At 55.0% G+C, this 22,897-nt stretch carries 20 protein-coding genes, 1 tRNA gene and 1 pseudogene; 11 read left to right on the top strand and 11 right to left on the bottom strand.

The features are described 5' to 3' along the window. Positions 1-73 precede the first annotated feature (73 nt). Positions 74-1,061: pseudogene (gene obgE, locus BJF95_RS20715) on the bottom strand (GTPase ObgE); the annotation flags it as partial. A 212-nt stretch (positions 1,062-1,273) separates the two neighbouring features. Here obgE and BJF95_RS20710 point away from each other — a divergent pair. After that, positions 1,274-2,137 carry an endonuclease/exonuclease/phosphatase family protein gene (locus tag BJF95_RS20710; protein ID WP_075641385.1) on the top strand — a complete coding sequence of 288 codons (864 nt, stop codon included), beginning with the start codon at positions 1,274-1,276 and terminating at the stop codon, positions 2,135-2,137. Positions 2,138-2,172: 35 nt separating this feature from the next. Here the strand turns inward: BJF95_RS20710 and BJF95_RS20705 are convergent, their stop codons facing one another. The 4 genes from BJF95_RS20705 to rplU form a co-directional block, all read right to left on the bottom strand. Next, positions 2,173-2,814, bottom strand: a complete 642-nt coding sequence (locus BJF95_RS20705; RefSeq protein WP_083638933.1) for a GNAT family N-acetyltransferase — start codon at positions 2,812-2,814, stop codon at positions 2,173-2,175. Beyond that, a complete protein-coding gene (locus tag BJF95_RS20700) occupies positions 2,754-3,386 on the bottom strand; it encodes a GNAT family N-acetyltransferase (protein ID WP_075641383.1) in 633 nt (210 codons plus the stop codon). The genes BJF95_RS20705 and BJF95_RS20700 overlap by 61 nt, the downstream gene beginning before the upstream one ends. A gap of 132 nt (positions 3,387-3,518) precedes the next feature. Next, the gene (gene rpmA / locus BJF95_RS20695) at positions 3,519-3,791 is read right to left on the bottom strand and encodes a 50S ribosomal protein L27 (protein WP_075641382.1); all 273 of its coding nucleotides are present in this window, start codon (positions 3,789-3,791) and stop codon (positions 3,519-3,521) included. Between the two features lie 39 nt (positions 3,792-3,830). Continuing rightward, positions 3,831-4,145 (bottom strand): 50S ribosomal protein L21, encoded by a 315-nt coding sequence (gene rplU, locus BJF95_RS20690; protein WP_075641381.1) that lies wholly within the window; start codon positions 4,143-4,145, stop codon positions 3,831-3,833. Positions 4,146-4,525: 380 nt separating this feature from the next. Between rplU and BJF95_RS20685 the strand changes: the two genes are divergently transcribed. After that, positions 4,526-4,615, top strand: a tRNA-Ser gene (locus BJF95_RS20685). 505 nt (positions 4,616-5,120) lie between these two features. Here the strand turns inward: BJF95_RS20685 and BJF95_RS20680 are convergent. Together BJF95_RS20680 and BJF95_RS20670 are read right to left on the bottom strand one after the other, a co-directional pair. After that, positions 5,121-6,035 carry a hypothetical protein gene (locus BJF95_RS20680; protein WP_139317585.1) on the bottom strand — a complete coding sequence of 305 codons (915 nt, stop codon included), beginning with the start codon at positions 6,033-6,035 and terminating at the stop codon, positions 5,121-5,123. Positions 6,036-6,040: 5 nt separating this feature from the next. After that, the gene (locus tag BJF95_RS20670; RefSeq protein ID WP_075641378.1) at positions 6,041-6,793 is read right to left on the bottom strand and encodes a hypothetical protein; all 753 of its coding nucleotides are present in this window, start codon (positions 6,791-6,793) and stop codon (positions 6,041-6,043) included. A gap of 298 nt (positions 6,794-7,091) precedes the next feature. On the opposite strand from BJF95_RS20670, the gene BJF95_RS20665 reads away from it, so the two are divergent. Beyond that, positions 7,092-7,454 carry a hypothetical protein gene (locus tag BJF95_RS20665; protein WP_075641377.1) on the top strand — a complete coding sequence of 121 codons (363 nt, stop codon included), beginning with the start codon at positions 7,092-7,094 and terminating at the stop codon, positions 7,452-7,454. Positions 7,455-7,562: 108 nt separating this feature from the next. Here BJF95_RS20665 and BJF95_RS20660 read toward each other — a convergent pair whose 3' ends face one another. Continuing rightward, positions 7,563-7,778, bottom strand: coding sequence for a hypothetical protein (locus BJF95_RS20660; protein ID WP_075641376.1), 216 nt, complete (start codon positions 7,776-7,778; stop codon positions 7,563-7,565). A 107-nt stretch (positions 7,779-7,885) separates the two neighbouring features. Further along, a complete protein-coding gene (locus tag BJF95_RS20655; protein WP_075641618.1) occupies positions 7,886-8,086 on the bottom strand; it encodes a DUF1674 domain-containing protein in 201 nt (66 codons plus the stop codon). Between the two features lie 139 nt (positions 8,087-8,225). On the opposite strand from BJF95_RS20655, the gene htpX reads away from it, so the two are divergent. The 4 genes from htpX (at position 8,226) to purH (ending at position 14,303) form a co-directional block, all read left to right on the top strand. Further along, positions 8,226-9,272 (top strand): zinc metalloprotease HtpX, encoded by a 1,047-nt coding sequence (gene htpX, locus BJF95_RS20650; protein WP_075641617.1) that lies wholly within the window; start codon positions 8,226-8,228, stop codon positions 9,270-9,272. Further along, positions 9,263-10,657 carry an RsmB/NOP family class I SAM-dependent RNA methyltransferase gene (locus BJF95_RS20645; protein ID WP_075641375.1) on the top strand — a complete coding sequence of 465 codons (1,395 nt, stop codon included), beginning with the start codon at positions 9,263-9,265 and terminating at the stop codon, positions 10,655-10,657. Before htpX ends, BJF95_RS20645 begins: the two co-directional genes overlap by 10 nt. Before the next feature lie 149 nt (positions 10,658-10,806). Then, positions 10,807-12,465, top strand: a complete 1,659-nt coding sequence (locus BJF95_RS20640) for a heparinase II/III family protein (RefSeq protein WP_075641374.1) — start codon at positions 10,807-10,809, stop codon at positions 12,463-12,465. A 221-nt stretch (positions 12,466-12,686) separates the two neighbouring features. Then, positions 12,687-14,303 (top strand): bifunctional phosphoribosylaminoimidazolecarboxamide formyltransferase/IMP cyclohydrolase, encoded by a 1,617-nt coding sequence (purH, locus tag BJF95_RS20635; RefSeq protein ID WP_075641373.1) that lies wholly within the window; start codon positions 12,687-12,689, stop codon positions 14,301-14,303. Between the two features lie 70 nt (positions 14,304-14,373). Here purH and BJF95_RS20630 read toward each other — a convergent pair whose 3' ends face one another. After that, positions 14,374-15,996 carry an ABC-F family ATP-binding cassette domain-containing protein gene (locus tag BJF95_RS20630; protein WP_075641372.1) on the bottom strand — a complete coding sequence of 541 codons (1,623 nt, stop codon included), beginning with the start codon at positions 15,994-15,996 and terminating at the stop codon, positions 14,374-14,376. Between the two features lie 198 nt (positions 15,997-16,194). Then, entirely contained in the window at positions 16,195-16,482 is a 288-nt protein-coding gene (locus BJF95_RS20625; protein WP_075641371.1) for a hypothetical protein, read from the bottom strand. A gap of 592 nt (positions 16,483-17,074) precedes the next feature. Here BJF95_RS20625 and BJF95_RS20620 point away from each other — a divergent pair. From BJF95_RS20620 to BJF95_RS20600, 4 genes are all read left to right on the top strand, one after another. Then, positions 17,075-18,493: a sensor domain-containing protein gene (locus BJF95_RS20620; RefSeq protein ID WP_245297390.1), complete on the top strand. Its 1,419-nt coding sequence runs from the start codon at positions 17,075-17,077 to the stop codon at positions 18,491-18,493. Positions 18,494-18,735: 242 nt separating this feature from the next. Then, positions 18,736-20,157: a murein hydrolase activator EnvC family protein gene (locus BJF95_RS20615; protein ID WP_075641369.1), complete on the top strand. Its 1,422-nt coding sequence runs from the start codon at positions 18,736-18,738 to the stop codon at positions 20,155-20,157. Further along, on the top strand, positions 20,147-21,481 hold the full coding sequence (locus BJF95_RS20610) for a S41 family peptidase (protein WP_075641368.1): 1,335 nt from the start codon (positions 20,147-20,149) through the stop codon (positions 21,479-21,481). The genes BJF95_RS20615 and BJF95_RS20610 overlap by 11 nt, the downstream gene beginning before the upstream one ends. Positions 21,482-21,693: 212 nt before the next feature. Then, positions 21,694-22,881: a divergent polysaccharide deacetylase family protein gene (locus BJF95_RS20600; protein ID WP_075641366.1), complete on the top strand. Its 1,188-nt coding sequence runs from the start codon at positions 21,694-21,696 to the stop codon at positions 22,879-22,881. Positions 22,882-22,897 lie beyond the last annotated feature (16 nt).

Genomic DNA, 22,897 nt, shown 5'->3' with positions numbered 1-22,897 from the left:
TCCTCTATGGTATCTTCCAGCTTATGGCGCATCTTCTTGGGACGATCCGAGAGAACATTGTCGGCATCACTGCGGTTTTCAACAATCACATCGCGCAGCGCACGCAGCACTTCGGTCATGCCCTTGCCGGTGATGGCCGAAATCAGCAGAGGCTTCTTGCCGCAGGCCTTTTGCAGGGCCTTGGCCTTTTTCTTCAGCTCGTCCTCATCCAGCACATCAATCTGTGACAGGGCAACGATTTCCGGCTTGTCTTCCAAGCCACCATCATAGGCCTCCAGCTCATAGCTGACAGTCTTATAGGCCTTGGCCACATCCTCTTCCTGTGCGGACACCAGATGCAGCAGCACGCGGGTGCGCTCCACATGGCCGAGGAAGCGGTCGCCAATGCCAACGCCTTCATGTGCACCTTCAATCAGGCCGGGAATATCGGCCAGAATGAATTCGCGCTCATCCACCGTGGCGACACCCAGATTGGGGTGCAGCGTGGTGAAAGGATAATTGGCAATTTTCGGCCGCGCACGGGTCACGGATGCCAGGAACGTAGACTTGCCCGCATTGGGAAGCCCCACCAGACCGGCATCGGCAATCAGCTTCAGCCGCAGCCAGACGGTCTTTTCCTCACCCGGCAGACCGGGATTGGCCCAGTTTGGAGCCTGATTGGTGGAGGATTTGAAATGCGTATTGCCAAAGCCGCCATTGCCACCTGTGGCCAGACGAAAGCGCTGGCCCTCGGTGACCATATCAATAATCAGCGTTTCATTGTCTTCTTCAAAAATCTGCGTGCCCACCGGCACTTTCAGCGTCACGCTTTCGCCATTGGAGCCGGTGCGGTTGCGGCCCATGCCGTGCATACCAATGGATGCCTTGAAATGCTGCTGAAAGCGGAAATCGATCAGGGTGTTGAGACCATTGACGGCCTCCACCCACACATCGCCGCCGCGACCGCCATCGCCACCATCCGGTCCGCCAAACTCGATAAACTTCTCGCGGCGGAAGGATACGGCACCCGCGCCCCCAGCTCCGGAAAAAATATAGACTTTCGCTTCGTCGAGAAACTTCATGTGTTTGCCATACTTCCTGTGTCAGGATACCTGAGCGCAGTGACCTAATCAGATGCAACAACCCGAGGGGCGCGTGTGATCGGATGCTTCTGCGCATGAATAAAAAAATCAGATGATCAGCAAGATCAGAAGGTCATCCTTCTTGTCCCGGCTGAACACCCATTGCATGTGGCCATCGTTATAGCCGCTTTCGCCAGAGGTCAAAGAGTATCGTGCGTCTCACCAGTTACAATATCCAATATGGCGTCGGTTTGGATGGAAAATTCAACCCTGAACGCATTGCTCGAAATCTGGAGGGGGCAGACATCATCGCCCTTCAGGAAGTCACCCGCGGCTCGCCTGCCAATGGCGGGGCCGATCTCGTGGAGATTTTTGCCAATCATTTCCCTGAACACCATTATGTCTACGGCCCCGCTTGCGATCTGCATGCATCATCTGCCCTGATCAAAGGCCGCCGGGTGGATAAGCGGCACCAGATCGGCAATATGATCCTGTCGCGCTGGCCGATCCTGACCAACCGGCTGCTGCTGTTGCCGCGCACCCGCACCTTTGAAAAGCTCAACATCCAGCGCGGTGCCACCGAAGCGGTGATTGACACACCGACCGGCCCCTTGCGAGTCTATTCTGTGCATCTGGACCATGTTGCCCCCGATGAGCGCATTGCCCAAATTCGCTTTTTGAAACAGCGCGTTGTCAATTTTACGGCAGAAGGTGGCGCGCTGACCGGCGCGCATGAGCTGCACAATCTGGCCCAGCCGCCTTTGCCAGACGATTACATTCTGCTGGGCGATTTCAACATGCAGCCGGAATCGCCGGAATATATTGAAATGCTCGGCACAATCGATGCCTATTACGGCCGCACCGCCCGCCATGATGCACCTATCGATGCGCTGGCCCGCTTGGGGCAACTCACGCCCGGCTGCTATAGCTGGGAAGAGGTTGGCAACCCGGAAAAACGTCTGCATCTGGATTACGCCTTTCTCAGTGGCTCGCTTGCCCATCGTTTGAAGACGGCCCATGTCGATATCAACGCGGTTGGCTCAGACCATTTCCCGGTCTGGGTGGAATTGTCTTAAAACAAGGGCGACCAGCAAGGCCGCCCTCGTATCGTTCAATGTGCCTTCACTCCCTGAAATCCATCCTGCGTCAGCCGGGTTTCAAGGTGTGGAGCCATGGCATTGCGTGCCAAACTGTAGAGGTCGCCACACCGGGTGATGGTAAAACCCAGCTTTTGCTGGATTTTCAGCGAGGCTGCATTATCGGCAAACGCGCCGGAATGCAGCTCCGCTTCGGGCATCCGCATGAAGAATCGATCCGCCACCGCATCCGCTGCCTCACTCATCAGCCCGCGCCCCCAATAGAAGCGGTTGAGCCAATAGCCCATGTGCCAAAGCCCATGGCGCAGCTCCACCGTGATCATACCAATATGCACATCATCGCCAGAGGTGATGGCCAGATACCAATCCGGTGTCACACCAGCTTTGATCTTGTTGAGCCAATCCACCGCATCTTGCCGATGATAGGGTATCGGTACCCGGCTCAACATCCGCGTCACCTGCCAATCATTGAGCGATGTTGCAATCGCATCCGCATCGCCCATCCGATGCGGGCGCAAAATCAGCCGCTGCGTTTCAATCACCGGGCAGGAGCCCGGTGTCGATAACGGGGTTGGTCGTCTTTCCTGAACAGCAATCACCGCATTTCCCCCCAGCTCTTGAGGGACATCCAGGTCTTGCGATCCAGCCTGTACCATTCCACCGGCACCATGCCGCGTGCTGCCAAGTGCCCCACCATGCCGCCGCCCTGAAACTGGAAGCCGCACTTCTGGATCACCCGTCTAGCTGCCACATTGGTAACCCGGCAGCGGGCGTCGATGAAGGCAATATCACGGGTGCGAAAGGCCATATCGATCAGTGCATGGGCCGCTTCCGTGGCATAACCCTCATTCCAGTAAGGTTCACCCAGCCAATAGCCGATTTCCAGCGTTTCAAGGTCGGTATGCGGCTCTAGCGCGCAGCAACCGAGAAATTCGCCGTTTTCCGCTTTGGTGATGGCATACACGCATTTACCGATTTCGCCGAGATTGGAACGTCGCACAAAATCGGCGGCATCAGATGCCGTGTAGGGATGTGGCATGCGCGACACCATGGTCGCAACGGCGGCGTTATTGGCGAGATGGGTAAGGGCGTCAATGTCCTCAACATGCGGAGCGCGCAAAACCAGCCGCTGCGATAAGAGGACGGGGCAACTCTGCCTTAACCGATCAGGCCTCAGCCGATCATCGGGCGACCGGTATTGGTCATCCCTAAGAAGTAAGTGTTCCATGGTTCAGTCTCCTTTGGAGGTAAGAAAAAAAGGGAAGAGAGGTTTTGACGCCTCATCTTCCCTTTTTTCTGGACTGAACCTTAAACGTTCAACCGGGTCGATGAGACGCCGGTTGTTAAAAACGCTCCGGCTTTATTCTGCGGCTTCCGCCGTTTTTGGCATAATGGACACGAATACGCGGCCGTTAGACTTCGTACGGTAGTTCACATTGCCAGCGGTGAGTGCAAAGAGGGTATGGTCCTTGCCCATGCCGACGTTTGCGCCCGGATGCCACTGCGTGCCGCGCTGACGAATGATGATGTTGCCTGGAATGACGACTTCGCCGCCGAACTTCTTCACGCCAAGGCGCTTGGAATTCGAATCGCGACCGTTGCGCGATGAACCGCCAGCTTTTTTATGTGCCATTGGAGTTCTCCTTTAAAACCTAGTTTCTCGTTGGACCAATTACGCAGCGACGATGTCGGTGATGCGAACGACTGTGTGGTGCTGGCGATGGCCGCGCGACCGCTTGGAATTCTGGCGACGACGCTTCTTGAACGCGATCACCTTCTTGCCACGGTTATGCTCAACGACTTCAGCCTTAACCGTTGCACCAGCAACAAAAGGCGCACCAATCGTCGCGTCAGCACCAACGCCAACAACGAGAATTTCAGTGAATTCAACAGTTGCACCAGCTTCGGCTTCCAGCTTTTCGATGGTCAGCACGTCGTTGGTGTTCACGCGGTACTGCTTACCGCCAGTTTTGATGACTGCGAACATTGTTTATCCTTTCATGTTCGTTTCCGGCTCTTGTCTGGCGAAAAACCAGATGACCGTCTTTTTGTCAGTCGAAGTAGCAAGCCTCTCAGCTCACCGGTGGAAACGCTCAATTGAGAGCGAAAACGAGTATAGACACAGCACACCATATCTAAGTCGCTGGTCGCTTACGTCACCCCACCCAAACTGTCAAGACAAAGAGAGAGAATTTCGCAAGGATTTACGATGGCTTGCGCAAATTTCACCCACCCTGTCATTTTTCCGTCACGCCCTTTTTCAAAGAGGCGCCCCGAAACCTGAAAATTATGCACAATCCACTCTTGCCAGCCCTCCTAAACGCCGCTATGAGACAGCCCGCGCAAGTTAGCGCCGACCAGTGAAGCGGAGAGGTGGCTGAGTGGTCGAAAGCACCGCACTCGAAATGCGGCATACGGGCAACCGTATCGTGGGTTCGAATCCCACCCTCTCCGCCATTTATTGAATTAATTCAATGCGCTACCAAATCTTATGAAGATCATAACGATCGGCAGATTAGAACGTGCGATCACAAATGATCACAGGGCCACGTTATCGGCACAACATGGCCATGTCGGAGCATAGACTGCATATATTTTTCTTACCTCCTGCCTTTAAGACGAAGGAAACAAAGTGAGCTTCCAACATTAATTCAACGTTAGCCGTATTGGAGCTAGATTTTTATAGAATTCGCGGTTCGCGTATATTGAACTTGACAAAGTCGGCAAACTTGACCACTTAATATGTTGAATCGACGAAGTGGACCTCACGTTTAACGTCTTGAACTGAGCCATAGCTGCGCTTTGGTTCGTTCTGAGAGGGGCGGTAAGCGAAATGTCATTCATAGATGCTTAATCCTACAGGCCTGGGGATCAAGTAGACTAGGCACCAGACGTATGTCTGAAAAATCGTCATCAACTCTCACGAAATTCGGAAAGCCTCGAGCTTAACAGCTACGAGGCTTTAACCGTTTCCTCTCATGCAATCGTCAACAAGTAGGTTCGCATTTATCTTCTCCGGCTTCCAAACACCATTAAGGCGGCAGAATAGCGTTGTTCGGCCTTTATGGATATGTCCATCCGCCCGCGTAACATCAAAGTGAAATTTATCCTCGTAGGTGCAACCCAGTCGAAAATGGCGCGTCAAGGCGATTTCCGCACGATCTTGGGGGCCTGCACTCCCATGCTGAATCTCTGAGGAGGCCGGGCTAAACCGCAAGTCTCCCTTTGCCTTGTATGCGCGGTCAGCAAAGCGCTCCACACGGAAGGATTTTACCTTTCTCTGCTGCTTCTCGATATCAGAATCGATTTTAAAGAGCTTTTCGATTCCCATTCCGTAATTGGTCGGCGGCAGAAGATAGGGAGAGTTTAGAGAGCTCATATGATCCTTCAAGTGAGCTATCGCGGCGCGCGCGCCACCAATAGCGTCGATTGCTGACGCTACGGTTCTATCGGCTTTACCATAACACTGTTCGCTTAGCGGAACGGCTAACGGAGAGTGGTGTAAAACCTCCTGGAGCTTTTTAACGTTCTCGCCCGGTTGATACAAAAGAATAAAATAATCTGGTTTCAACAGACTGCAGGTTTGCCCGTCAAATATAGAACAGCTTTTACCTGCCGAATGAGTAAGAGCGCAATGCTGGGTAGGACTTCTGCAGAAGCTACTAGGTCGTTTTTTCTCTCCAAATACAGCATCCCGGCAAGCTTCCAAGATTGCCTGAACTTCATCATCGAGATAGTGAGCCTTGTCATCTTTTTGCCGTCGCGATGATGCGACGCGAAAAACGTAGCCTGTAGGATAATGAGCGCGCAAACTCGCAAGCACAGCACTGTGGATTGCACTTGGAACTCCTGCTAAGACAACTGCTGTATTTGCCATTTTTACTACAGCAACAGGGCAGCCAAGAGATCTAGCGGCATACTATAACCCTTTCGATCTTTCTCAGGTATAGACAACACAAGATGCCGTAAAGCATCTATCCCTTTTGAGGTCATTGTGTTCGAGACCAATGGCGCAACCTCAAGATTCAATTCAGGACTGTAATTGCTTCGCGCCTGCGGGCTATTTTCTGCCTTAACGTGATCTTGGAGGACATACCCCCTGAGTTTGAACCATTCCTCGATCGCATTGTATGCAGCACGGTTCCGCTGTGGAAGGGCCAGCTCTTCAGGAGGAATGCGATGAGGCTCGATTTCTTCCCATCCAGGCGAAGGTGCCGCCGAATCCTCTGGACCATCCCAAAAATAAACTTCCGGCTTAAGTCTTAGAAAACGTCTATCGCCTTCCTTTATAGGTCTGAAGAATGCCGTCCATAGAACTTTGTCTAGTCGAGGTAGTGGCTCGTCGCGACGTGAAGTTGCTGTCTCGTCGAGAAATACCGCAAGAGTGCCTTGCGTCCCAGTAAACCCGACCTTCCCTTCAAGCTGTTCAGACAAGATCTGCGATAAGGTGATGCCTCGCCCGAGCAGCAATCTTACTGGTTTACCAAACTCCTTCGCGATACGACCGCCAAGTTTGGATAGAAGCACAGGCTTTGCTGGCTCGCCGGATTCTACAAGAAACTTGTAAACCCATTCAGCAACCGTTTTATCGTATGACCCCTTGGCAGAGTCTGCTTCAGTATGCGGTAAATTCATGAGAAGGACTCAACGATGACGAGGTTCAACGACTTTTGTAAGACAAACAAACACATGCAGAGAGAGAAATAAAGACAAAATATGACCGCGCTTTCCTGCTACTCATAGTCTTAGGCACCCCGCCAGCATCATTCCACGCACGATCTCCAACAACGATTTGAGATCACACGGCACGCCCCGTAACCTCGCGAAGGCACGCGCTGGCGTGGTTCACATCAGCCTTGCCTCTCACAGCAAAAGCGCTACACTTGTGGTGTTAAGGGACGGAAAGCTTTGGGAGGAGCGTTACGTGAAACGGATGTGGCCAGACGAATATGCCTTTATGCTGGACAATGCGGAAGAAGTTGATCTTCAGCTTCAACCACTTGTAAACAGTGATGGTTCGGCTGAGAAGGCGGTCATCAGGAGAGCTTTGAAAGCGCGTATCAGCCAGCAGGACTTTGAAAAGATCTGGCCTCTCTCTGAGGCTCGCTATCGGCTTGCCGGGCGTTTTTCAGGGAAAGCGATCACCTTGATCACCAACAACCCGCATTACCAGAAATGGCATCCGTCCGAGGGTGGCAGCGTTGAAAGTGTTTCCGATAGCGGTAAGCACTACACGACTCATTATGTGGTTGTGCATTTTCTTCTGGATGATGTGCGGGAGGCTGTTGAAGCTTAAAAACCGGCATGCTCGTTTCTTGCGATACTGCTGGTTAAGTTTTGTGGCGTTGGGCGCACGGTCACCAATTCTGATGACCGTGCGCTCGTTTGCTGAGCCTCACACGGCTTAGCGGCAAATGCGCTTTTCTGTTACGATCTTTTTGCCATGGTGCCAGCGGACGGTCTTTTTGGTCACGCAATGCTTCTGCGGCATACGGTGCATATCGCGCCGATGCTCCATGCGGTTGTCAGTGCGGACAACGATCGTTTCTGCCTGTGCAGCAGCAATATTGGCCGTGAGAGTAGCGAGAGCGAATGCCGAGGCAAGGAAAATCTTCTTCATGTGCGTTCTTTCAAAAAATTGCAGTCTAGGCGATGTGAACGCAGATAAAGGCGAAAAGTTGCAGGCTTGAGTTTATTTGTTTTTCATGACGAAATTGTAATGTTGACCTAAAAATCAATGGCGCGACCATTGATCTCCCAATCGCCAAAGCGCGCCGGATCGGCACCACCGCGACCGCCAATTTCGGGGGCTGCGTTTTCCGTCTTTTCCGCTTTGCGGCGCGTCTCTGCTTCGGCCAGCGCACGCTTTGCAGCCGCAGAGAGTGGTTTTGCAGCGGGTGGCGTGGCCGCAATGCCTTGGTTTTCCATATCTCGCCGGTTGTTTGGCTCTTCATTCATGGCGGCATTTATCCTGTAGAGATTGAAACGCAGTTTCTAATCTTTACATTTAGTGCATCGAAGCGCGCGGGAAAACCCTTAGCCGTCGTCAAACCTCTGGAGGATGATCATGAACATCATGCGCACAGCTTTGCTTTTGGCTGCCATGACCGCCCTTTTCATGGGGGTTGGCTTTTTGATTGGCGGCAAGGGCGGCATGATGATTGCGCTGGTGATTGCAGCGGGCATGAATTTCTTTTCCTACTGGAACTCCGACCGCATGGTGCTGTCGGCCTATCATGCGCAAGAAGTGGATGAGCGCACGGCACCGGAATTTTACACCATCGTGCGCGATCTCACCCGCAATGCCGGATTGCCCATGCCAAAGGTCTATGTGTTTGACAATCCGCAGCCCAATGCGTTTGCAACCGGGCGCAACCCGGAAAATGCCGCAGTTGCTGCCTCCACCGGGCTTTTACGCGCATTAACACCCGAGGAGGTGGCGGGCGTGATGGCGCATGAACTGGCCCATGTGGAACATCGTGACACCTTGACCATGACGATAACCGCAACCTTGGCCGGTGCCATTTCCATGCTTGGCAATTTTGCCTTTTTCTTTGGCGGAAGGCGCGATGAAAATGGCAATGGTGGCAGCATGATCGGAGCGCTGTTGGCGATGATTGTGGCCCCGTTTGCCGCCATGCTGGTGCAAATGGCCATCAGCCGCACCCGCGAATATGCCGCCGATCGGCGCGGTGCTGAAATCTGCGGCAATCCTCTGTGGCTGGCTTCGGCTCTTGCCAAGATTGCCGGTGCGCACCAACCCAATTATGAGGCGGAGCGCAATCCGGCAACCGCCCATATGTTCATTATCAATCCACTGTCGGGGCAGAAAATGGACAATCTGTTTTCCACCCACCCTGATACCAACAATCGTATCTCTGAACTGCAAGCCCAGGCGCAGGCCATGGGCGTGTTTACATCCGCGCGCGGCCCTTCTCAGCCACAGGCGCGGTCTTCCACCGTATCACAGGGACCATGGGGCGGTGCGGGGCCGCAAGCAGCCCAGTCGACGAATGATCCCTGGGGTGGTAAGGGGAGCGCAAAGACGCGCTCTGTGCCCTCAATCGGCGGGGGCCGCAAGCCAGATGAACCCCCGAAGGGACCGTGGAATTGAACGAGAATAGCGGCAGAAACAAAGGCCAGAAACCCCAGACCAATAAAAGACCTCAAGGGCGGGTTTATGAAAACAAGCCGGGGCTTGAGGCACGGCTTGCCGCCAGCCGCCTGTTGGCCGCTGTGATTGATCGCAAGACCTCGCTGGATGGCATGATGGATGGCGACCATGGCAATCCGGCCTATACCGCGCTTTCTGATGCCGACCGTGGGTTGGTACGCGCCATTCTCAATACATCCTTGCGCTTTTTGCCGCGCATTGAAGCGATGCTGAGCCTTCTGCTCGACACACCTTTGCCCGATGGCGCGCGCGCTCTGCATCACTCCTTGATCATTGCGGCCGCCCAGATGCTATATCTGGATGTGCCAGACCATTCGGCCGTCGATCTGGCCGTTGAACAGGCCAATCGCGATCCGCGCAACCGCCGCTTTGCCAAGGTGGTCAATGCCGTGTTGCGCCGTATTGGTCGCGAAAAGCAGGCTCTTTTGGATGAAACCGCCGATGTGGTGTGCATGCCCGGCTGGTTCTTTGATCGACTGGTGAGCGTCTATGGTGCCGACGAGGCCCGGCGCATCGCCGATGCCCAGATGACACCGGCTGCGATTGATCTCACCACCAAATCTGATGCAGCCCAATGGGCCGAACGGCTAAACGGCGTTGTGCTGCCCACCGGCAGCGTGCGGCTGGCCAGCTTTGCAGGCGGCGTTGCCGCCCTCAATGGTTTTGAAGAGGGCATTTGGTGGGTGCAGGATGCCGCCGCCGCCCTGCCCGTGCAGATGTTCGGTGATATCGCTGGCAAGCGGGCCGTGGATCTCTGCGCTGCTCCCGGCGGCAAGACTGCGCAATTGCTCTGCGCCGGTGCCAAGGTGACAGCTGTGGAGCAATCCGCCAATCGTTTGAAGCGGCTGGACGGAAATTTGCAGCGTTTGGGCTTTGAAGCCGAGTTGGTACAAACGGACCTGATGGAGTTCAAGCCTGACGATTTGTTTGACGTTGTGTTGCTGGATGCCCCATGCTCTTCCACCGGCACCACCCGCCGTCACCCCGATGTGCTCTACACCAAGGGACCGCAAGACATCACAAAGCTGGCAGGCGTGCAGGAAAAGCTGCTGCGCCATGCCATGACTTTGGTGGCACCCGGCGGCTCGATTGTGTTTTCCAATTGCTCTCTGGACCCGCTGGAAGGCGAAGACGTGGTTGTCAAGGTTCTGGCCGATCATCCCGATTTTCAGCGCGTGCCGGTACAGGCAGAGCAATGGCCCGGGTTGGAAGCCGCCATCACCCCGCTTGGCGAATTTCGCACCACACCGGCGATGTTGCAGGTCGCAGACGGCTTTTCCAGCGGTCTGGATGGCTTTTATGCATGCCATTTAAGAAAGATTTAAAGAAATCTTTACGAAATTAGGCGCGTCATAACAATCGCGTCCATCGGTTGCCGGGGTCCATTGCGGTTAACGCATGCAATCCGCAGAAAACCACCCATGGACGCGCGGTGTTGCTGCCCATGACGGGTCTGCTCGGAACGGAATGTTGGATGCCACAGAGACAAAGCCAGAGTTTGCCCTCGCTTTACCTGCGTGAAAGCTGGCGGCGTGGTCGTTTGGCCGTCAAGGCGGCAGCCCCCCGTCTTGGTCGCAACGCAACACGCCTTTTGGTGGCACCCACCGATCTGCGATCGATTGATCCCGATATTGCTGGCGATATTGCCGAGGGTCGGTTTCCACTGGCCGGGCGCATGCTGGAATGCGGGCGTGCATCCCCCTTTAGCATGGAATTACCCTCGGTGGTTTTTGCCACCGAGCTGCATTCTTTCTCCTGGCTGCGGCATATTCGTGGCCATAAAACGCCAGAGACCTGCGCGCAGGCCCGCTCCATTGTTAACAGCTGGATCAAGCTGTTTACCAAGTGCGAGGGCATTGCCTGGGATGCCGGGGTGCTGTCGCAGAGAATTATTGCCTGGCTCTCCCATTCGCCGATTGTGTTGCAAGATTGCGAAAAAGGCTTTTATCGGCGCTTTTTGCGCAGCCTGACCGCGCAGGTCGCCTACGGGCGCTCCATTGTTGCCCATATGCCGGACGGCATTGACCGCTTGAGATTGCGCATTGCCCTAGCCATGGCCTCCATTGCCATGCCCGCCTCCGCGTCCCAGATCAGCAATGCTGCCCGCCTGCTGGACAGCGAGCTGGAACAGCAATTCTTGCCCGATGGCGGTCATATCTCGCGCAATCCGCAAGCAGCGCTTGAGATATTGCTCGATCTTTTGCCGCTGCGTCATACCTATGTGAATCTTGGCCATGATGGACCGGTTAAACTGATTTCCACCATTGACCGGATGTTTCCGGTTCTGCGCTTTTTCAGCCACAGCAATGGGGAACTCGCCCTGTTTAATGGCGCAACAGCAACCCCTTTGGATGAACTTGCCTCGGTCATGCGCTTTGATGAAAGCCGTGGCCAACCTTTCAAGGCGCTGCCCCACAGCCATTATCAGCGGCTTGCAATCAATGACATGGTGGTGTTGATGGATACCGGCCTGCCGCCAGAAGGCGAAGTCAGCCGCACCAGCCACGCCGGTTGCCTGTCGTTTGAGCTGTCATGCGGGCCGCAGCGATTTGTGGTCAATGCGGGCGCGCCGCGCTTTGCCGGTGCACGCTACGGCCAGATGGCAAGGGCAACCGCCGCCCATTCGACCCTGACCATTGCCGATCAGTCCTCAAGCCGCATTTCGCCATCGCGCTTTTTGGGGCCAGTTATTCTGGGTGGGGCATCAAAAGTAGACGTAGCACGCAGAGCGGGCGATGATGACAGCGATCAGGTCGTTGCCCGTCACGATGGCTATCGTCAGACGTTTGGCGTGCTGCATGAGCGGGGCTTGCGCCTCAATGCGGCGGGCAACACGCTTTCCGGTCATGATCGGATTTTGTCCGGCAAGGGTGATGTTTTGAGTGCCATGCCCAAAGGCGGTGCGGTTGTGCGGTTTCACATCCACCCTTCTGTACGCCTGCTGCAAGAAGATCCGCACACCATTCGGCTGGAAGCCAATGGCAGCAAAGGTTTTGTGTTTTCCTGTCCCGAGGGCTATCCGGTGATTGCAGAGGATGTGTTCTTTGCAGGTATCTCGGGCATTGAGCGCTCCGAGCAGATCGAGATCACCATGGAAACACCGGAAATCGGCTGGTTTTTCTCAAAGCTTTGAGACGGCTGTTTCCTTGAGAGAGCAGCTATGGTAGGCGGGCAGCGAGTTCACTGCCGGTATCAGCTTGGCTTTGCAATCTGCACCGGCTCTTCGTTTTCAAGCAATCTGGGATGGAGAACCGTCCTTGATTCTCGCCAGATTGCACTTCTGTTGTCGTCGTTTGTCTTTTCGGGAAAACCGGGTCTCATTTTTCCCTGACAAACCCTATCGGAGTAAATGCCATGGCTGTCGTGTCGAAAAATACCCCCATTCCAGAAAAAGTGCGGGTTCGCACGGCGCTTTTGTCGGTGTTTGACAAAAGCGGCATCGTTGATCTCGCCCGCGCATTGAACCACATGGGCGTGCGCTTGCTGTCCACCGGCGGCACCTATAAGGCATTGGTCGATGCCGGCCTGCCCGCCACCGACGTCTCAGCCGTCACCGGCTTTCCCGAAATCATGGATGGTCGCGTCAAGACCTTGCACCCCAATGTGCATGGCGGCCTTCTGGCCATTCGTGATGATGCCGAGCATGTGAAAGCCATGCGCGAGCATGGCATCGAGGCCATTGATCTGGCTGTGATCAATCTCTATCCGTTTGAAAGCGTGATTGCAGCCGGTGGTGATTACCCAACCACCGTGGAAAACATTGACATCGGCGGCCCCGCCATGATCCGTGCGGCGGCCAAGAACCATGCTTATGTCACGGTTGTTACCGATCCTGCGGATTACACGGAGCTGCTGGACGCGTTGAAAGCCAATGATGGCGAGACATTCTACGCCATGCGCCAGCAGTTTGCCGCCCGCGCCTATGCCCGCACCGCCGCTTACGATGCGACAATTTCCAATTGGTTCACCACGGCACTCAATATCGAAACACCACGCAACCGGGTGCTTGGCGGCAGTTTGCGCGAAGAAATGCGCTACGGCGAAAACCCGCACCAGAAGGCTGGCTTCTACGTCAATGGCGATCAGCGCCCCGGCGTTGCCACAGCAACCCTGTTGCAGGGCAAGCAGCTGTCCTACAACAACATCAATGACACCGACGCCGCCTTTGAGCTGGTGTCGGAATTCCTGCCGGAAAACGGCCCGGCCTGCGCCATCATCAAACACGCAAACCCTTGCGGTGTTGCCGTTGGCAAGACTTTGAAAGATGCTTACCTGCGCGCTCTGGCCTGCGATAGCGTGTCGGCCTTCGGCGGCATCATTGCGCTCAACCAGACACTGGACGCGGAAACCGCCGAAGAGATCGTCAAACTGTTCACCGAGGTGATCATTGCGCCCGATGTGACCGAAGACGCCAAGGCGATCATTGCTGCCAAGAAAAACCTGCGCCTGCTGGTCACCGGCGGCCTCGCCGATCCGCGTGCGCCGGGCTTGACGGCCAAGACCGTCTCCGGCGGCCTGCTGGTGCAAAGCCGTGACAATCTGGTTGTGGAAGATCTGGAGCTGAAGGTGGTAACCAAGCGCGCACCAACAGAATCTGAGCTGGAAGACATGAAGCTGGCGTTCAAAATCGCCAAGCACGTGAAATCCAACGCCGTGATCTATGCGAAAGGCGGTCAAGCCGTGGGCATTGGCGCAGGCCAGATGAGCCGTGTTGACTCGGCCCGCATCGCCGCCATGAAAGCCGAAGACGCCGCCAAGGCTATGGGCCTTTCTGAGCCGCTGACACGCGGCTCTGCGGTTGCTTCGGAAGCCTTCTATCCGTTCGCAGATGGCTTGCTGGCTGCCATTGCCGCTGGCGCCACTGCCGTGATCCAGCCCGGCGGCTCGATGCGCGACGCCGACGTGATCGCTGCTGCCGACGAGCATAACGTCGCCATGGTGTTCGCAGGCGTGCGCCACTTCCGCCATTGATGGGTGTTCGAATACAAAAAGGGCGCGGAGATCATCCTCTCCGCGCCCTTTTTTACATCTTTCACTCAGATCAGCTATGCAGGCCCGGCGCTTCCTGTCCGGTGCGCTCGACATATTCGAGATAGCCGCCGCCATATTGATGCACGCCATCCGGCGTCAACTCCAGCACCCGGTTGGACAGCGCGCCGAGGAAATGGCGGTCATGGCTAACGAACAGCATGGTACCCTCATAGGCGGAGAGCGCCTTGATCAGCATTTCCTTGGTATCAAGGTCAAGATGGTTGGTCGGTTCGTCCAGCACCAGCAGATTTGGTGGATCGAACAGCATCGCGGCCATCACCAGCCGCGCTTTCTCGCCCCCTGAGAGCACCCGGCAGCGCTTTTCCACATCATCGCCGGAAAAGCCAAAGCAGCCCGCCAAGGCGCGAAGCGGCGATTGACCGGCTTTGGGAAAGCTTTCTTCCAGCCATTGCAGCACGGTGCTGTCACCATCGAGAACGTCCATGGCATGCTGGGCGAAATAGCCCATCTTGACGCTGGCACCGATGGCCACACTGCCTTCATCGGGCTGGGTGGTGCCAGCCACCAACTTGAGCAGCGTGGATTTGCCGGCACCATTGATGCCCATGATACACCAGCGCTCGCGGCGCTTGACCATGAAATCAAGCCCCTCATAAATCACCCGGCTGCCATAGGATTTATGGACATTCTTGATATTGATCACATCATCGCCGGAGCGCGGAGCCGGGAGAAAATCGAACGCCACTGTCTGGCGACGGCGCGGCGGCTCTACGCGATCGATCTTGTCCAGCTTTTTCACCCGGCTTTGCACCTGGGCTGCGTGGGACGCGCGCGCCTTGAACCGCTCGATAAACTTGATTTCCTTGGCCAGCATGGCCTGCTGACGTTCAAACTGCGATTGCTGGTGCTTTTCATTCAGGGCGCGCTGGCCTTCATAGAAAGCATAATCGCCGGAATAGCTGTTCAGCGAACCGCTATCGATTTCAATAATCTTGGTGACAATACGGTTCATGAATTCGCGGTCATGCGAGGTCATGAGCAGCGCGCCATCATAGTTTTTCAAAAAGTCTTCCAGCCAGATCAAGCTTTCGAGATCCAAGTGGTTGCTTGGCTCGTCAAGCAGCATCACATCGGGCCGCATCAGGAGAATACGGGCCAGAGCCACGCGCATTTTCCAGCCGCCAGACAGCTTGCCAACATCACCATCCATCATCTCTTGCGAGAAACTCAGGCCTGCCAGCACTTCGCGGGCGCGGCCTTCCAGTGCATAACCATCCAGCTCTTCATAACGGGCCTGCACTTCGCCGTAGCGCTCAATGATGGCGTCCATCTCATCCATGCGGTCCGGATCGGACATGGCAGCTTCCAGTTCGCGAAGCTCAGCTGCAACGGTGCTGACAGGGCCAGCACCTTCCATCACTTCGGCCACAGCCGAGCGCCCGGCCATTTCGCCGACATCCTGATTGAAATAGCCGATGCTGACATTTTTCTCAGTGGACACCTGCCCTTCATCGGGCAGTTCCTCACCGGTGATCATGCGAAACAGCGTGGTTTTACCGGCCCCGTTGGGACCGACGAGGCCGATTTTCTCGCCCTTGTTCAGGGCTGCAGAGGCTTCGATAAACAGAAGCCGATGGCTGTTCTGCTTGGAGATATTTTCAATGCGGATCATGTCAAATTCGGCCCGGGCTTAAAGCATGTCTTGCGAATGCGCATAAGGTTTCGCGCGCCCTTATGGCACGAGATCGCGCATTTGTCTCAATTTTCGTGGCGGGTTTTGTCTCATGCGCGGCAGTGGTGGGCCGGCAGTGTCTGTCGCCAGAAAATGGCTTTGGGCCGTGGCGACAAACCAATCACATCTCTTGCAGGCTTATTTGTTTTGCAACAGCCACATTTTGCCAGCCATGGTGATCTTACGCGGATCCTGATCGGCATCATCTTCGACATTGTTGCGCTCAATCAGGCCAAGCTCTGTCAATTCGTTCATGGTGGTTGTGGTCAGAAACTTGATTTTCTGCGGGCGTTCTTTGAAACGGTCCGTCTTGGAGTAAGTCACCTCGGCATTGAGATGCGTCCACTTCTTGGCAGCCTGCGGAAACAAATCACCGTCTTTCGCAAGTTTCAGCCCGCGGATCTGTGTTGGCGTGAGTTCGATCATGTCTTGTCCTTATTATTTTGTGTTTGCCAGACGGAATCGCGTGTCGCATCGCTCATGCGCCACCTCAACCCAATCAGAGATACCGGTTGACTAGGCTCACGCGAGGGGTGAGTCTAGCCCAAACGCCGCAATCAGCGATAAATCCTGCTGTTTGAGGTTATTTCGACCTTAAAAATCCCCCTATGGTTGCTTTTGCCTTGACGCTCCCGGCTTATTCTTGCCGTCAGATGGCAAACGCTCCGTGAGCCGGTTGCTCGAAGCGCGCCGCGCAAGGGGAAAAAGATCAACATTGACCGGGGATTATTTTGGTCGAATGCAAAAAATCCAATTTCATTATCTCTAATAACAAATTAAAGTTGAGCTATAGTTCAGTGAGATTTGGGACCGCTGCATAAGACGCAGCACTTATGTGGAATATTCGAATATTCTCCCATCTTTGTTAATAAAATAAGTCTACATGCGCTCGAAGCACTCTCAAAAGACGAGAGGGTAGCAAAGACAGACCGTTTTCATCGTCGTCAAAATGAAGCCGTTCATCGAAATATAACGCATTCTGAATAGTGTTTTAAGGCTACTTTGGAGTATCTTCATTGTGAAAAATATCGTTTCCATGGATGACACACCCACTGAGACTTCATTTCAAGGCGAGAAGTGCCCCAATAACGTGAACATATGGCATCGCGATCCTCAGATAATCTATTCGCTCGCAGAGCTGAAAGAGCGTTATTTGTGGCTCGACGCAATGGTCAATCACATTCCCGATTTTATCTACGCCAAGGATCGCGAGGGGCGTTTTCTATATGCCAATCAGGCTATTCTTGAAAACAATGGCCTTTCCTGCATCGATGACATCATTGGACTGACCGATTTTGATCTGCATGGCAAAGCGGCTGAAAATGCGCGCATAGCCGAAATAGAGCAGCGGGTTATTGAAACCGGCGAGCCGGATCTCGGTTTTGAAGAACCGGCAATGGTCGGGGGCGATCGCTGGCTGATGATGTCCCGTGTGCCACTCAGAGACAGCAGCGGTACCATCATTGGCGTTGTCGGCACATCGCGGGATATTTCGGCACGAAAGGCGTCGGAGCGACTGATGCTGGCGCAAAACCGTATTCTGGGGATGATTGTCGATTCCATCGACATTTCCCTGCTGATGAAGGAATTGGCCGCATTGATTGAGGGGCTATCTGAAGGCATCAGCTGCGCCACGGTTATTTTCTCGCCTGACAATCACCCACCAATGTATGAAGCTCCCAGCCTTTCCCGCTTGCCCAAGCGCCTGTCCGAGGCGCTGTCGTCTGCATCGCCGGAGCTTATTTGCGAGGCCATGTTTGATCTGGCATCAAACCAGGATCATTTTCATTGCTTCGAGATTTCGTCTGCGAGTGGCCAAAATCAAGGTCTGGTTGGCGTGTTCGCCCAAAACGCGCTGAGCAAAAGCCTGATAGAATTTCTGGCGGGTGCCAGCCATATGGCGGGCATTGCCATTGATCGACGCAAGGCCGAGGAGCGCATCCGCTTTCTCATTGACCACGATGCTTTGACGGGGGTGATGAACCGCAGCGCAATTGAAGCCAGAATGCCGGACCTGCTTGCCTCTGCCACCTGCACCGCCCAGACGCTGGCGGTTGGCTTTATCGATATCGACAATTTCAAACAGGTCAACGATACCTTAGGCCATGCGGTTGGCGATGAACTTCTCAAGGCAACAGCTGCGCGGATTTCACAAATTGTTGCGCAAAACGGCATGGTGGCGCGCATTGGCGGCGACGAATTTATCGTTGTTCTGCACGAAAGCGATGCGCGTTTCGAAGATGTTTTTGAGCGCATCCGCAAAACTGTTGCGCAGGCACCTTTGATGGACAACGCCGAGCTTCACACACACTGCAGCATTGGCATTGCCTATTTTCCAGATCATGGAAAAACAGCCGGCGATCTGTTCAAGGCCGCAGATCTGGCAATGTATCGCGCCAAACAAAGTGGCCGCAATTTGGTACAGGTGTTTTCATAACCTCAACGCCCATTTCTCTGGCTGATCGTTGCCTCTGAAAGAGGAATAGGTGCATCTTCCATCGCGCAGAACCGGACTTTTCCCCTGATCGCAAATCAGTTAGATTGCGTTGAAACCATTAAAGCGGGTCGCAGATCACAGCATTCACGGCGACCCGCTTTATGTCTTATTTTATCGCATGGACGTTATCGTTTCATTGAAGACAATGAAACGCGGCATGCTTTAGGGCGATCTGGAATTTGATGTTACGGAAAAAGACGGGCGAGCGTCTGACGCAATCGGCGATGTCGCTCAGCGCAGCAGCGCTTTTGTGTTTTTCGAGCATTGCCTCAGTCCTTGCCCAGGAAAGCCCACCGCCAGCCCCACCTTCTGAAGCGCCGACCACGCAAGCGCCAGACGACGCCCCGCAATCTGCAGCTGATAAAGCTGCGGCTTTGAAGGCCAAGCGCGATGAGGTGACGAAAGAGCTGCAGGATCTTTCGCAATCGATCAAGCTGTCGACGGACAAGGCAGAGCAATTGCGCCAGAGCATTGACGCGCTCGACAAAAGCAGCGCGTCTTTGCGTCAGGCGCTGATTGACTCGGCCGCACGCCGCAAGGATCTGGAGCAAAAGATCACCGACAGTGAGCGCAGATTGGCTGATTTTGGCGTGCGCGAAGATGTTATTCGCAAATCCTTTCGGGCTAGGCGTGGCGTTCTGGCGGAAGTGTTAGGCGCGCTTGAGCGCATGGGGCGCAATCCGCCACCCGCTTTGCTGGTCAAGCCAGAGGATGCGCTGGGGGCTGTGCGCACCGCCATTCTTCTGGGGGCCGTGGTGCCCGGCATGCGCAAGGAAACCGAAAAGCTGGCCAATGACCTGCAGGAATTGGCCAATCTGCGAAAAGCCAGCCAGGGCGAGCGCGAGCAGATGATGGCCAGCCTGCAAAGCCGGCAGGAAGAAGAAAGCCGCATGGCGCTGCTTTTGGATGAAAATGCCAAACTGAGCGAGCGAAATTCGGCGCAATTGCAAAACGAATTGCAGCGTTCGCAAGAGCTTGCGCAAAAATCGGCGTCATTGCAGGGCTTCATTTCCTCGCTGGAAAACCAGGTGGCATCGGTGCGAAACGCCACGGAACAATCAAAGCTGGAAGACCAGAAGCGGGCGCAAATGACCGATGCCGAGCGCGCACAGGCGCAGAACACACCGCCCGATAAAAACCGCATTGCACCTGCATTTGCGTTTGATGAGCTGAAAGCAAAGCTGGAATTGCCAGCTGCTGGAGATGTCTTGCGGACATTTGGCGATCCTGATGGCACCGGACACGATGCCAAGGGCATTGTTGTTGCAACGGCACCAGCAGCGGTGGTCACAGCGCCCGCTGACGGCACAGTGGTGTATGCGGGACAGTTTCGCAGTTACGGGAAAATGGTTATTCTCAATCCAGGCAGTGGTTATCACATAGTTTTGTCCGGAATGGATGCGGTGAATGTTCACGCAGGCCAATTCGTGCTGTCTGGTGAACCAATTGGTGCTATGGGAGATAAGAGAGTTGCGAGTGCGGCTGCTTTCTCGCTGGAAACAAATCGCCCAACGCTTTACATAGAATTTAGAAAAGACGGCAACTCGGTTGATTCCCGACCATGGTGGGCGAAGGACGCCGGAAAGGTACGCAATGATACGTAGGGCTTCTCTAATGCTCGTGGGCGCGCTGATGGGCGCAACAGCCATGAGCGTTGTTTATTCGGCAGGCGTTCCAGCCCAAGCGGCGGGTACATCCACCTATAAAGAACTGGCGATTTTTGGAGACGTGTTTGAGCGCGTCCGCGCCCAGTATGTGACACCTCCCGATGAGAAGAAGCTGATCGAAGCTGCCATCAACGGCATGCTGTCGTCGCTCGACCCTCACTCCAGCTACATGAACGCGCAGGAAGCTGCCGACATGCAGACCCAGACAAAGGGTGAGTTCGGTGGCATCGGCATTGAAGTGACGATGGAAAACGAACTGATCAAGGTCATCACCCCGATTGATGACACGCCCGGTGCCAAGGCTGGCATTCTGGCTGGCGATTATATTTCTGAAATCAACGGCCAGGCCGTGCGCGGCATGAAGCTGAGCGCTGCCGTTGACAAAATGCGTGGCGCGGTTGGAACCTCGATCAAGCTGACCATTTTGCGCAAAGGCGTGGACAAGCCGATTGAGCTGAGTGTAAAGCGCGAAGTGATTCCAATCCGGGCTGTGAAGTCGCGGGTTGATGGCGATGTGGGTTACCTCCGCGTCATCTCGTTTACCGAGAAGACCTTTGACGATTTGCAGGCCGCCATTGCCAAGATCAAGAAGCAGGTTCCAGACGACAAGCTGAAGGGCTTTGTTCTCGACCTTCGCCTCAATCCGGGCGGTTTGCTGGATCAGGCCATCTATGTGTCTGACGCCTTCCTGCAAAAGGGCGAGATTGTTTCCACCCGTTCGCGCGATCCGGAAGATACCCGCCGCTTTAACGCAACACCGGGTGATCTGACCGATGGCAAGCCTTTGATCGTCCTGGTCAACGGTGGTTCTGCTTCGGCCTCGGAAATCGTCGCCGGTGCGTTGCAGGATCTGAAGCGGGCAACCGTGGTCGGCACCCGCAGCTTCGGCAAGGGGTCTGTGCAGACCATCATCCCGATGGGTGACAAGGGTGCTCTGCGCCTGACAACGGCGCTCTATTACACGCCGTCTGGCAGATCCATTCAGGGCACGGGCATTCATCCAGATATCACCGTGGAAGAGCCATTGCCTGCCGATCTGAAGGGCAAGCTGAAGCCAGAGGGTGAATCGGCGCTGCCGGGCCACATTCAGGGCCAAAGCGAAACCGAAGAAGGCTCTGGCTCTGTTGCCTACGTACCGCCGGATCCGAAGGACGATGTGCAGCTCAACTATGCGCTGGACCTGTTGCGCGGCGTGAAGAAAGATCCGTCTTTCCCGCCGGATCCAAGCAAGGTTGTGTTGGAAAACGCCAAGAAAAACTGATCGACTTCAAAAATGCCGGCCCAAGGGTCGGCATTTTTCTTTGCGGGCTGGTTGTTAATATCCGGCTCTAAAATTCTTTGTTTTCGTTTGTCTTTTCGGGAAAAGCGCGATCCACGTTTCCCTGACAAACTCTGGCAAGGGATGGCGGCAAACGCACCCCTCCTGTATATCGCAAAGCACTCCGCTCCGTTGATTCGCTGAAAGGCAGTGATTTGGGCAATGATCTGCACGCCCCCTTGGGCCAGAACCGCAAAAAGCCGCGCACCAAAAGGCGCAACGGGCTTGGGGGTTCCGGTCTCGGTCCTGCGAGTGTTGGTGTTGTCAGCGTTTTGGTCATTCTTGGCCTGTCCTTCTATACCGCCCTCACGCCTTTACCTTTGAATGCGCCCTTGCCACAGGTGGCCCAAGCGCCCCCCAAGCCGGTAGACGCAGCAGTCGCCGCCCCGCCGCCGCATCTGGAAACCCGCTCGCCCACATCGGGTGCCATTGTTGAACGCAGCACCATGCCGGATGGCTCGGTTGTCACCCAATATTCGCCGGCCTCACGCGATGGCTCAGGTCCTGCTTTGATCAGCGCGTCCCATATCGGTCAGGATGCCCGCATGGCGGCAACCCCTAATCCCGCGCTGTTGCAAGACAGTCCTGAAGGCAGAATTCCGGTGATAGGGCCGGATGGCTTGCGCCCGGTTGAGCAATATGCACGGCCATGGTCAGGCGCGCATGGCACGCGCATTGCCATCGTTGTCAGCGGCCTCGGGTTAAGCCAGACTGGCACGCAAAAGGCCATCAAGCTCTTGCCGGAAGAGATCACCCTTGGCTTTGCTGCCAGCGGCAACAGCCTGCAACGCTGGATGCAGGATGCAAGGCGCGCAGGCCACGAAATTCTGCTGCAAATGCCGCTGGAGCCCCTTGGTTACCCGGCAAACAATCCGGGGCGCGATACGCTTTTGGCGGATCAATCCAGCGCCAAAAACCTGGCGCTCTTGCATAAGGCCATGGCCAGTATCACCAATTACACCGGCATCATGAATTATATGGGTGCGCGCTTTTTGTCGGATACCAATGCGCTGGAGCCGGTGATGCGTGATATTTCAGATCGGGGCCTGTTGTTTCTCGATGACGGCTCATCGGCGCAATCCTTGAGCGGAAAATTCGCAAAAGCCATGAACATGCCTTACTCGGTCGCCGATTTGCAGCTGGATGACCAGTTGCAACGAGACGCGATTTTGAAACGTCTTGACGAGTTGGAACGCATTGCCAAGCGCAATGGCACTGCCATTGGCGTTGCCTCGGCCTTTGATGAAAGTGTGACCACCATTGCGGAGTGGGTGCGCGAGGCAAAAAGCCGTGGTATCGAAATCGTCGGCCTCTCTGCCCTTGCTCTTGAAAACCAGCAATAGACCCTGCCATAAACGA

The organism is Rhizobium oryziradicis, assembly GCF_001939045.1.
Classification (GTDB): Bacteria; Pseudomonadota; Alphaproteobacteria; order Rhizobiales; family Rhizobiaceae; genus Allorhizobium; species Allorhizobium oryziradicis.
Note: the sequence above shows the minus strand (reverse complement) of the source record. Positions and strands in the feature narration are given on the sequence as shown.

Excerpts from the sequence above, each read along its gene's own strand:
- rpmA (WP_075641382.1), bottom strand. The coding sequence starts at position 3,791 with ATGGCACATAAAAAAGCTGGCGGTTCATCGCGCAACGGTCGCGATTCG.
- BJF95_RS20700 (WP_075641383.1), bottom strand. The coding sequence starts at position 3,386 with ATGGAACACTTACTTCTTAGGGATGACCAATACCGGTCGCCCGATGAT.
- htpX (WP_075641617.1), top strand. The coding sequence starts at position 8,226 with ATGAACATCATGCGCACAGCTTTGCTTTTGGCTGCCATGACCGCCCTT.
- BJF95_RS20660 (WP_075641376.1), bottom strand. The coding sequence starts at position 7,778 with ATGAAGAAGATTTTCCTTGCCTCGGCATTCGCTCTCGCTACTCTCACG.
- BJF95_RS20610 (WP_075641368.1), top strand. The coding sequence starts at position 20,147 with ATGATACGTAGGGCTTCTCTAATGCTCGTGGGCGCGCTGATGGGCGCA.
- BJF95_RS20630 (WP_075641372.1), bottom strand. The coding sequence starts at position 15,996 with ATGATCCGCATTGAAAATATCTCCAAGCAGAACAGCCATCGGCTTCTG.
- BJF95_RS20705 (WP_083638933.1), bottom strand. The coding sequence starts at position 2,814 with ATGGTACAGGCTGGATCGCAAGACCTGGATGTCCCTCAAGAGCTGGGG.
- purH (WP_075641373.1), top strand. The coding sequence starts at position 12,687 with ATGGCTGTCGTGTCGAAAAATACCCCCATTCCAGAAAAAGTGCGGGTT.
- BJF95_RS20680 (WP_139317585.1), bottom strand. The coding sequence starts at position 6,035 with ATGGCAAATACAGCAGTTGTCTTAGCAGGAGTTCCAAGTGCAATCCAC.
- BJF95_RS20670 (WP_075641378.1), bottom strand. The coding sequence starts at position 6,793 with ATGAATTTACCGCATACTGAAGCAGACTCTGCCAAGGGGTCATACGAT.
- BJF95_RS20665 (WP_075641377.1), top strand. The coding sequence starts at position 7,092 with ATGTGGCCAGACGAATATGCCTTTATGCTGGACAATGCGGAAGAAGTT.
- BJF95_RS20655 (WP_075641618.1), bottom strand. The coding sequence starts at position 8,086 with ATGGAAAACCAAGGCATTGCGGCCACGCCACCCGCTGCAAAACCACTC.
- rplU (WP_075641381.1), bottom strand. The coding sequence starts at position 4,145 with ATGTTCGCAGTCATCAAAACTGGCGGTAAGCAGTACCGCGTGAACACC.
- BJF95_RS20640 (WP_075641374.1), top strand. The coding sequence starts at position 10,807 with ATGCCACAGAGACAAAGCCAGAGTTTGCCCTCGCTTTACCTGCGTGAA.
- BJF95_RS20615 (WP_075641369.1), top strand. The coding sequence starts at position 18,736 with ATGTTACGGAAAAAGACGGGCGAGCGTCTGACGCAATCGGCGATGTCG.
- BJF95_RS20625 (WP_075641371.1), bottom strand. The coding sequence starts at position 16,482 with ATGATCGAACTCACGCCAACACAGATCCGCGGGCTGAAACTTGCGAAA.